The sequence below is a fragment of the Actinomadura decatromicini genome (assembly GCF_008121305.1).
Classification (GTDB): Bacteria; Actinomycetota; Actinomycetes; order Streptosporangiales; family Streptosporangiaceae; genus Spirillospora; species Spirillospora syzygii.
In genome coordinates, this window is record NZ_VSRQ01000009.1 from 11513 (window position 1) to 21283 (window position 9771).

Here is a 9771-nt window from a genome sequence, read left to right on the forward strand (position 1 = left end):
CTCCTACCCCCTGGCATGGGACATGTTAGCTTTTGTCCTATGCCAGATGACTCGCAGCGGTATCCGAAGGCCGAGAGCGTCGCCGACTTCGCCCGCAACATCGCGGAGGTCCGCGAGCGCATCGACGCCGCCGCCGGGCGGGCCGGGCGGCCAGGCGCGGGAGTGCGGCTGCTGCCGGTCAGCAAGACCGTCCCGGAGGAGCGGATCCGCCTGGCCGTCGAGGCGGGCTGCCGGACGCTCGGCGAGAACAAGGTCCAGGAGGCCAGGCGGAAATGGCAGAACCTGGCCGATCTCGACGTCTCCTGGTCGGTGATCGGCCATTTGCAGACCAACAAGGCCAAGGACGTCGCCGCGTTCGCCGACGAATTCCAGGCGCTCGACAATCTGCGCGCCGCCGAGGCGCTGGACCGGCGGCTCCAGGCGGCGGGCCGGAGCCTGGACGTGTTCGTCCAGGTCAACACGTCCGCCGAGGAATCGAAATACGGCCTGCCGCCGGACGAACTCATCCCGTTCCTGAAAAGGCTTCCGGAATACGGGGCGCTGAACGTCCGGGGCCTGATGACCCTCGCCGTCTTCACCCCGGACACCGAACGGGTCCGCACCTGCTTCCGCCTCCTGCGCACCCTCCGCGACCAGGCACGCGACCTCGACCTGGTCGGGCCGGGGGAGCTGTCGATGGGCATGTCCGGCGACTACGAGACGGCCATCGAGGAAGGCGCCACGGTCGTCCGCGTCGGCCAGGCGATCTTCGGCGCGCGTCCCGTCGCGGACGGCCGTTACTGGCCCGGCGCCGCCAATGGCGGACAAGCCTCTGAACGAAACTAGGCGTTGGTGGCGTGCCAGGTGGCGATATGCGCGCGGTTGTGCACGCCGAGTTTCGTGAGGATGTGCGAGACGTGGTTCTCGACCGTCCGTTCCGAGAGGTGCAGGCGCGCGGCTATCTGGCGGTTGGTGAGGCCGTCGGCGACGAGCGCGGCGATCTGCTGCTCCCGTTTCGACAACGGCGTCCCGCCGTCCTTTCCGCGGAGCGCCGCCGCGCGCTCGGCGAGCGGGCGCATGCCGAGCCGCGCCGCCTCCCGGTGGCACCGCTCGCGGTGCGCGGCGGCGGAACGCGGGTCGCCGGGCGCCCCGCGGGCGAGGCACAGCCGCGCCAGCTCCAGGTGCGCGAGGGCCTGGTAGGGCGCGGAGTTGATCGCCTGGCTCTGGGCGAGCGCGCTGGTCAGATGGGTCTCGGCGGCCGTCCAGTCGGCGAGCAGGAACGCGAGCCGGCCGAGCTGGAGGGCGACGGGCGTGCCCCACGGGGTGTGGGCGGCGGCCCCACCGGACTGGACGTCGGCGTAAGGCAGCAGCTTCTCGTACAGCTCCCCGGCCCCGGCCGTCTCGCCGAGGAGACTCAGCAGGTCGGCGTTGCCGACGCCGATGACGAGCCATTCCGGGCTCCGCTCGGGAACCCGGCCCAGATGCGGGACGAGCCCGTGCCAGATGCGCGACGCGTCGTCCACCCGCCCGAGGTTGGCGAGCAGGAGCGCGTGCCAGGCGCGGGCGAAGAACGGCCCCTGCTCGGTGAAGCGGCGGACCCGCGGCTCCACGTCCGCGAGCCCGGTGCCGGTGAGGACGGCGTCGTGCGCGGCGAAGATCAGGTCCAGGAACTCGACGCCCTCGTGGCCGCAGCGGCGGCCGATCGTCCGCGCCTCCGCGACCCGGGCGCGGCCGTCCTCGAAGCGGCCCTCAAGGAACGCCAGCGACGCCGTCGTCAGGGCGTGCCGCCAGCGCCACAGCGGCTCGCCGGACTGGGCGACCAGTCTGCCGAGCGCCGCCAGCTCGGTGTCGAACTCCACCCGCCGTCCCAGCTCGGTGAAGGCGGACAGCCGCCAGAACCGGCCCCACAGCGCGCATTCCGAGCCCTGCCGGACGGCCTGCTCGCACAGCGCGAGCCTCCGCTCGACGTGCCGCGGGTGGACCAGCTCGGTGTGCCGGGCCTTCAACGCCAGCAGCAGCGCGTCCGGGTCGCCGGTGGCCTCGGCGGCGGCGAGCGCGCGTTCCCCGAGGCCCGCCGCCGCGTCCGCCTGCCACGGGTCGGCGGTGATCGCGAGCTGGGCGAGCAGGCGCGTCTCGCGGACGGGGTCGGTGCCCGCGAGCAGCGGCAGCGCCTCCTCGCACAGCGCGTGGACCTGCCCGGTCAGCCCGGAGAAGTAGTCGGCGCGCGGGGCGGTCGCGGCGTCCGCGATGATCCGGGCGTCGCCGGACGCGCGCCCGAGGTCGGCGGCCTCGACGCAGTGGCCCCATGCCTCCTCCATGTCCCCTGACCGGAACCGGCAGCGGGCCAGGGCGATGAGCAGCTCCGCCCGTCGGGGCCCCGCCGCCGGGAGCGCGAGCGCGGCCCGGTACTGCGCCGCCGCCGACTCGTAGGCGGAGCGGGCCTCGGCGTGCCGGGCCGCGGCGAGCGTGGCGTCGAGGGCCCGGTCCCGGTCGCCCGCCTGGCGGAGGTGGTGCGCGACCGCCTCGATCATGCCGTCCGGCCGGAGCGCCTCGGCGGCGCGGGCGTGCAGCCGCCGCCGGTCCACGCCGCCGAGCCGGGCGTAGAGCGCCTCCTGGACGAGCGAGTGGAAGAACCGCGCCGTCCCCTCGTCGAGTTCGACCAGGCCCGCCGCGACGGCCTCGTCCAGGACGTCGGGCGGTGAGCCGGTCACGGCGGTGAACACGGCGAGGGAGAACTCCTGGCCGAGGACGGCGGCCTCGCGCAGCACGTCCGCGCAGGCCAGCCGGTCGACGCGCTGTTCGATCACCTCGCGCACGCCGCGCGGCAGCCCCGCGCTGGAGCCGGTGACCCGCATCAGCCGCAGCAGTTCGAGGACGTACAGCGGGTTCCCGCCCGACCTGCGGCGCAGCCCGGCGACCTCCGCGCCGCCGAGGTCGTGGCCGAGGGTGCCCGCCGCGAGCCGTCCGACCTCGCCGGGGCTCAGCCCGCCGAGCGCGACGTGCGAGCAGGCCCGCTCCCGCAGCACCGAGCGCAGCGCGGGCGACGGGCCCGGCCCCCGGTACGGGCCGACGAGCAGCAGCGGGACGTCCGCGACCTCCGCCGCCACCACCTGCAGCAGCGCCAGCGAGGACGGGTCGGCCCAGTGGAGGTCGTCGATCACCAGCAGCAGCCCGGGCGGCGCGGCGTCCCGCAGCACCTGGACGACGTGGTCGAACAGACGCGGCCGGCTCACGCCGGACAGGTCCAGGTCGGGGAGCCGGAGCGCGCGGGAGAGCTGCGCCCACGGCCGGTAGGGCGACGCGCCGTCGCCCTCCAGGCAGCCGCCCCAGGCCGTCCGGACGCCGTCCGCCCGCGCCTCCCGGACGAGCGCGTGCACCAGCGCCGTCTTCCCCGCCCCGGCCTCGCCCTCGACGAGGACGACGCCGCCCTCGCCGTCCCGCGCCTCGGCGAGGCGTTCCCGCAGGAAGGCGAGCTCCCGTTCGCGCCCCACGAACATCGGTTGAGTACCTCGGTGAGTGGTTTCCCAGATGTGCGTAGCGTGCCCGATTCCTACCGTCGTCGCCATGGAAAGGCGGGTGACCGTCCGCAGTCGGCCGTGTTCCGCGAGCACGCCGCCCCACATCGAAGGGACAACCCCATGAACCGGTATCAGCTCGGGCTCCTGCTCTGCGTCCTGTCCGCCGTCCTCGACCTCGACGGCGTCGTCGCGCTCGGCCAGAACGACCCGCCCCCAGTGGGCGTCGCCATCGGGACCGCCACGGCCGGGTTCCTCACCTGCGTGGGCGCGGTGGCCGCCTGGCGCGGACGCCGGAGCGGCGTCGTGCTGGTCGTCGCGAGCAGGCTGACCTCGGCGCTGGCGTTCGGCGTCCCCGCGTACTTCATCGGCGCGCCCGGCTGGGTCTACGCCGCGGTCGGCGCGGGCATCGCGCTGACCGTCGCGGGGCTCGGCCTCACGCTGGCGTCGCTCCGGCGGGCGGCGCGGGCATGAGGAGCGGGCCCGCGCTGACCGCGTCCGGCATCGGCAAGCGGTTCCGCCGCCGGGTCGTCCTGGAGCGGGCCGCGCTGACCGTCCGTCCCGGCGAGGTGGTCGCGGTCGTCGGCGAGAACGGGACGGGCAAAACCACCCTGCTGCGCATCTGCGCGGGCCTGCTCCGCCCCGACTCGGGGCGGGTGACGCGGGACGGGCGGGTCGGCTACTGCCCGCAGGAACCGCAGCTCATGGAGCGGCTCACCGTCCGCGACCACCTCGTCCTGTTCGGCCGGGCGGCGGGCTGGGACCCGGCCCGCGCGGTCGAGGACGGCACCCGGATCCTCGCGGACGTCGGGCTCGCCGGGCAGCGGCGGGTCCCGGTCCGGCGGCTGTCGGGCGGGGGCCGGCAGAAGCTGAACCTGGCGCTCGCCCTGCTCGGCGACCCGGCCGTCCTCCTCCTGGACGAGCCCTACCAGGGCTTCGACCACGGCGCCTACATCGACTTCTGGGAGTCGGTGAACGCGTGGCGGGACGAGCGCCGCGCCGTGGTCGTCGTCACCCACCTGCTCGCCGAGCTGTGGCGGGTCGACCGGGCGATCGAGCTGCCCGCATGAGCCGCGGGCGCTGGCTGACGATCGCCGAGATGCAGGCCCGCGACCTCGCGCGCCGCTGGGTCACGCTCGGCCTGCTGTTCGGCCTGCCCGCCACCTGGTACCTCGCGGAACGGGCGTCCGGCGCGCCGTGGGCGATCGGCGCGGGCGCCCTCGCCATGGGCTGGACGAGCGGCGCCGCCGCGCTGTTCGCCGTCCTCGGCGGCCGCCGCGTCGACCCGCGGCTCGTCCAGGCCGGGTACCGGGCGGCCGACATCCTCGCGGGCCGGTTCGCGGTCCTGCTCGGCCTGGCCCTGGCGATCGCCGCCGCGTTCGGCGCGCTCATCCTCGTCTGCTCGCGCCCGGACCGGCCCGGCCGCCTGTTCCTCGGCCTCGCGCTCGGCGGGCTCGTCGCGGTCGCGCTCGGCTGGGCGCTCGCGGCGGTGCTGCCGCACGAGCTCGAAGCGACGCTCGTCCTGATCGGCGTGGCCGGGATCTCGCCGACCGCGCCCGGCGCGGTCGCCGCCTGCCTGCCGTTCCACGCGCTGCTGCGCTTCACCGACGTGACCGTGCCGCCGCCCGCCGCGCTGCCGCTGGTGGTCCACGGAACCGCCTACGCCTGCGGTCTGACCGCCGTCGCCCTGGTGACCTGGCATCGCCGGGTGCGCCTCGTCCCACCGGCCGGACGCCCCGGCGCCCGGCCCGAACCCTGATCGGAGAGACCCATGCCCGGCCCCCGCGGATCACGGTCCGCTTCTCACCTCCTGGAGACCCGGTGACGAACACATCCTCGCGCTCTGGAGCGGGCGTGGCCGTGGCGATGCTCGCGGCCGTGTGCGGCTCGGTGCTCAGCGCCCTCATCACCATCGCGATCGGCGAGTCGCCGGCGACCAGCCTCGTCGCCGCCGCGGGCGGCGCCGCGTTCGGCGCGCTGGTCGGCACGGCCGGACGGTTCCACGGCCTGCGCATCGGCGCGGGCATCGCCGTGACCGTCCTGGCGCTGGGCATCACCTACGGCGGGTTCACGCTGGTCTACACCGTCAGCGGCCGCTCCACGCCGTTCATGCCGGTGCCGTCCGTGGGCGGCGACTCGTCCCTCGACAGTTGCCACCGGCTGGTGATCCTGGAGGTGTGCTGGTGACCGGACGGGCACGGGCGGCGCGCTATCGGCGGACGGTAACACCGCTGGGCGAGGACCAAAAACGAAAGGCTCGGAATGGGGCCGTGATGTGGTCCGTGAACGTGGACAATTCGGTTTCGTCGAAGCGGTTCTCGGCCCTGGTCAGGGTGATAGGTTCGGTTTCCGTAAGTCCGATGTCGGCCGGGTGACGCGCGCCCCGTGCCACAGGACCGTCGGACGCATTGATTCCGCAGGTCGGTCCGTGTCGGGGAGCACCCATGACGATCTCGCATGATGGTTCCGTGTCTTTCGAGCGGCTGGAGACGCCCGCCGTCGTCAAGCACATCACGGCGATCAGCCAGTCGCTCGACAACCAGTGGCTCAGCCAGTCGCTGCTCGCCGCGGCGAGAGAGCGCGGGCGCATCACGAAGGCCATCGAAGAGGAGAACGCCCGCCAGGTCCGGACGGAGTACCTGCGCACGCTCCTCAACGCCGAAAAGGCCGTCGTCAACCGCGCCTACTTCTACAACAACCCCCAGGTTTTCCGGGATTTCCTCGACCCGAAGAGCCAGGACTACGAGGCGTTCCGGGGAATGGTGGAGGAAAGGACGATCATCCCGTTCCTCCTCTTCGAGGACTCGCCGGTCGTCCCGCCCGCGTTCGCGCGGCACGAGCGCGGCTGGGAGGCGTGGCTGCGCGTCGCCTCCGACGTCGAGATGGGCTGCCTGCGCCTGTCCTGGGACACCCAGGGCAACGAGCTGGCGGTGCAGCGGATGTTCCGGAAGTTCCACGAGTACTTCCAGAACCTCAACCAGATGGAGCCCTCCGGTCTCAAACGCGACTTCGGCCTGGACGACGACGGCGCGCGCGCCCTGTTCGACCGGCTCGTGGAGGTCGGAAACCTGGCCTTCGAAAAGGGGAACCAGCGCGAGAAGGTGACCCGCGAATTCCTGTACCAGCAGGCGGTCACCCAGGAGGGGACGGACAACAGCAAAAGGCTGTACCGCTGGGACGACCCGCTCGCCCTCGCCACCAAGCAGATCGTCGACCTCAAGTACAACACCAATCTCGGAGACACCCTCCAGGCCTATACGCTGACGCCCGCCGACTCGCTGCGTCGGTCCGCTCTCCAAGAGGACGTCCGGCTACTCAAAGAGGACGCCGAAGAGGTCGACGCCGCAGAATTGATCCAGCTCGTGCGGAACCTGACCTTCGATTCGGTGAACGACCTTCTGCAGGCCGTCCCCGTGATCGACGAGCTTTCCCTCGATGATGTCTGGAGGGTCCGCCGCACCGGCACCTGGAACAAATACCGGACGAGCATGGCGGCGCTGCTGGAAGGTCCGTCGCTGGAGACGTTCGTCGACGAGGAGCGCGGCGCGCCCGCCGTGGTCGGCGCCTACCAGCGGATGATCCGGGAGGCGGAGCGCATCTCGCTCGCCCGCCGGAAGCAGACCCAGCAGAACCGCGTCCAGGGGATCGTGCAGCTCGCCTTCGACATCGGGACGCTGACGGTCAATGTGGTGTTCCTGCCCGACAGTTCGATCGTGCACGCCGTGGTCGGCGACCTGAGCGCGCTCGTCGGTCGCGGTATCGTCAACGTGGCGGTGCGGATCGGCGTCGGGCGGCTCGTCGAGTCCCGTTCCCGGGAGCGGGTCGACAACAGCGTCAGGATCCTCGAACTGCGCCTCGCCAACCCGCACAACGCCGCCCTGGAACTGATCAAGAGCCTGTCCGACCACCCGAAATGGAGTTCTCCCCGCAATGGCAGGGACCTCAGCGGCGCCGACGAGTGACGACGACCCGTACGAGCGGCTCCGCCGGGAGCGGCCCGCCCTGTTCGCCAACCCTCCCGGGGCGGGCTACGAGATCCTGCCGGTGGCGGACGCGCCGCCCGAACGCGGGCCGTACGGCGTCCGGTACCGGGATCCGTTCGTCACGCTGGTCCGCGACCCGGTGCGGTTCCCGAACGGCGCGGTCGGCGGCTATGTCCGGCTGCTGCCGAGGGCGGAGAGCGGCGGCGCGGCGATCCTCCCCATCATCGGGGAGCGGGTCGTCCTGATCCGCCATTTCCGCCACGCCACGCGCGACTGGCACTGGGAGATCCCCCGCGGGTTCTCCGACCCGGGGGAGACGCCGGAGGAGACGGCCCACCGCGAGCTGGTCGAGGAACTCGGCGTCGCGCCCCAGGGGCTGAAGCGCCTCGGGGTGATCCATGTCGACACCGGGCTCAGCGCGTCGGCGACGACCCTGTACGCCACGACGCTCCCGGCTCTCGCGCCGCACGAGACGCGGGACGAGGCCATCACCGAACGCGGCCGGTTCACCGCGGACGAGCTCGACGCCCTGCTGGCGGAGGGCGAGCTGACCGACTCGTTCACGATGGCGGCGGTCCTGCACGCCCGGAGGCTCGGCCTGCTGCCCTAGGGGGCGGGCTGGAACCGTTAGGGGTCAGGGGCCCTTTTCTGGGGTTGCGGGAGAATTCGCGGCGCGTAGCCTGCTGTTCATGAGCGGATCGCTGTGGGCCGTCAGCGATCTCCACGTGGCGTTCGAGGAGAACCGGAGTCTCGTCGAGCGGCTGCGCCCGGAGTCGCCGGACGATTGGCTGCTGGTGGCCGGGGACGTCGGAGAATACGCGGCCGACGTGGAATGGGCGCTGGGCGTCCTGAGCGAACGGTTCGACACGGTCATCTGGACGCCGGGCAACCACGAACTCTGGACTCCGCGCGACGATCCGGTGCAACTCCGCGGGGAGCGGCGCTACCGGCATCTGGTGGACACCTGCCGGCGGCTGGGCGTGACGACCCCCGAAGACCCGTATCTCGTGTGGCGCGGTGCGGGCGGGCCGGTGACCATTGTGCCGCTGTTCCTGCTTTACGATTACAGCTTCCGTCCGCCCGGCGCCGCGTCGAAGAGCCAGGCTTTGGCGATCGCGGACGACGCGGGCGTTCTGTGCACCGACGAAGTGCTTCTGCATCCCGAGCCGTACCGGAATGTCGACGACTGGTGCGCGGCGCGGATCGAGCTGACCGAAAGGCGGCTCGCCGTCCGGGACACCGCTTTCCCCACGGTTCTGGTCAACCATTTCCCGCTCGTCCGCGAGCCGACCAGGATCCTGCGCCATCCGGAGTTCGCGCTGTGGTGCGGAACCGAGCGCACGGCCGACTGGCACAGGAAATACGACGCCGCCGCGGTGGTTTACGGGCATCTGCACATTCCGCGCACTCTGTGGCAGGACGGCGTGCGTTTCGAGGAGGTCTCCGTGGGTTATCCGCGTGAATGGCGGCCGCGCGGCGGCCCGGTCGGGCTCAAGCGGGTCTTCCCGGGCGCGCGGACCTGATGGAGAAGATCCTGCCGCCGGCCGTGACGGTCGTGGAGGCGTTCGAGGACCCGCCCGAGGCGCGCCTGCTGCCCGCCGAGGAGGCCGTGGTCAGCCAGGCCGTGGACAAGCGGCGCCGGGAGTTCGCCACCGCCCGGTGGTGCGCCCGCCGGGCCATGGCCGAGCTCGGCGTCCCGCCCGGCCCGATCCTGCCGGGCGAGCGCGGCGCGCCGCGGTGGCCGGACGGCGTCGTCGGCAGCATGACCCATTGCGACGGTTATCGCGCCGCCGCCGTGGCGAGGGCGGGCGAGGTGCGGAGCATAGGAATCGACGCCGAACCGGACGCGCCGTTGCCCAAGGGCGTATTCGAGACGATCGCGCTGCCGGAGGAGCAACTGCGCACCGTCCCCGGCGTCCACGCGGACAGGCTTCTCTTCAGCGCGAAGGAGAGCGTCTACAAAGCGTGGTTTCCGCTGACCCGGCGCTGGCTCGATTTCGACGAGGCCGACATCGTGCTGCGCGCCGACGGGACCTTTTCCGCGCGCATCCTGGCCGCGACGCGACCCGGCGAGGGCATCCCGCCGGACGGCTTCACCGGACGCTGGACGACCGCCTCCGGCCTGCTGATGACCGCCATTGTCGTGATGTGATCCCACCCGGTCCGCGGGCCTCCGGTACCGCGAGCAGGGGTAGGGGTGGTTAAGGGTAGTGACCCCTCACCGCAGTTCGGTAACGTGCGTTTTGATTGCCGAATAGTGGCTTTCTGGCGAACGTTCGCGCCTTTCCAATCCT

10 protein-coding genes are annotated in these 9771 nt (G+C 72.5%); 9 read left to right on the plus strand and 1 reads right to left on the minus strand.

Annotated features, from left to right (window positions below):
- The first annotated feature begins 39 nt into the window (after positions 1 to 39).
- Positions 40 to 825: a YggS family pyridoxal phosphate-dependent enzyme gene (locus FXF68_RS34970; RefSeq protein ID WP_148767020.1), complete on the plus strand. Its 786-nt coding sequence runs from the start codon at positions 40 to 42 to the stop codon at positions 823 to 825.
- Here the strand turns inward: FXF68_RS34970 and FXF68_RS34975 are convergent.
- Entirely contained in the window at positions 822 to 3476 is a 2655-nt protein-coding gene (locus FXF68_RS34975; RefSeq protein WP_187438266.1) for an ATP-binding protein, read from the minus strand. The genes FXF68_RS34970 and FXF68_RS34975 overlap by 4 nt on opposite strands.
- 141 nt (positions 3477 to 3617) lie before the next feature.
- Here FXF68_RS34975 and FXF68_RS34980 point away from each other — a divergent pair, with 141 nt between their 5' ends.
- From FXF68_RS34980 to FXF68_RS35015, 8 genes are all read left to right on the plus strand, one after another.
- A complete protein-coding gene (locus tag FXF68_RS34980) occupies positions 3618 to 3968 on the plus strand; it encodes a hypothetical protein (RefSeq protein ID WP_148767024.1) in 351 nt (116 codons plus the stop codon).
- Positions 3965 to 4564, plus strand: coding sequence for an ABC transporter ATP-binding protein (locus tag FXF68_RS34985; protein ID WP_148767026.1), 600 nt, complete (start codon positions 3965 to 3967; stop codon positions 4562 to 4564). The genes FXF68_RS34980 and FXF68_RS34985 overlap by 4 nt, the downstream gene beginning before the upstream one ends.
- Complete coding sequence (locus FXF68_RS34990) at positions 4561 to 5253, plus strand: hypothetical protein (RefSeq protein WP_148767028.1); 693 nt, start codon at positions 4561 to 4563, stop codon at positions 5251 to 5253. Before FXF68_RS34985 ends, FXF68_RS34990 begins: the two co-directional genes overlap by 4 nt.
- 62 nt (positions 5254 to 5315) lie before the next feature.
- A complete protein-coding gene (locus FXF68_RS34995; protein ID WP_187438267.1) occupies positions 5316 to 5681 on the plus strand; it encodes a hypothetical protein in 366 nt (121 codons plus the stop codon).
- A gap of 281 nt (positions 5682 to 5962) precedes the next feature.
- The gene (locus FXF68_RS35000; protein ID WP_148767032.1) at positions 5963 to 7456 is read left to right on the plus strand and encodes a hypothetical protein; all 1494 of its coding nucleotides are present in this window, start codon (positions 5963 to 5965) and stop codon (positions 7454 to 7456) included.
- On the plus strand, positions 7425 to 8087 hold the full coding sequence (locus FXF68_RS35005; RefSeq protein WP_148767034.1) for an NUDIX hydrolase: 663 nt from the start codon (positions 7425 to 7427) through the stop codon (positions 8085 to 8087). The genes FXF68_RS35000 and FXF68_RS35005 overlap by 32 nt, the downstream gene beginning before the upstream one ends.
- A 79-nt stretch (positions 8088 to 8166) precedes the next feature.
- Entirely contained in the window at positions 8167 to 9000 is an 834-nt protein-coding gene (locus FXF68_RS35010) for a metallophosphoesterase family protein (RefSeq protein ID WP_148767036.1), read from the plus strand.
- The gene (locus FXF68_RS35015) at positions 9000 to 9629 is read left to right on the plus strand and encodes a 4'-phosphopantetheinyl transferase family protein (protein WP_246179108.1); all 630 of its coding nucleotides are present in this window, start codon (positions 9000 to 9002) and stop codon (positions 9627 to 9629) included. The genes FXF68_RS35010 and FXF68_RS35015 overlap by 1 nt, the downstream gene beginning before the upstream one ends.
- Positions 9630 to 9771 lie beyond the last annotated feature (142 nt).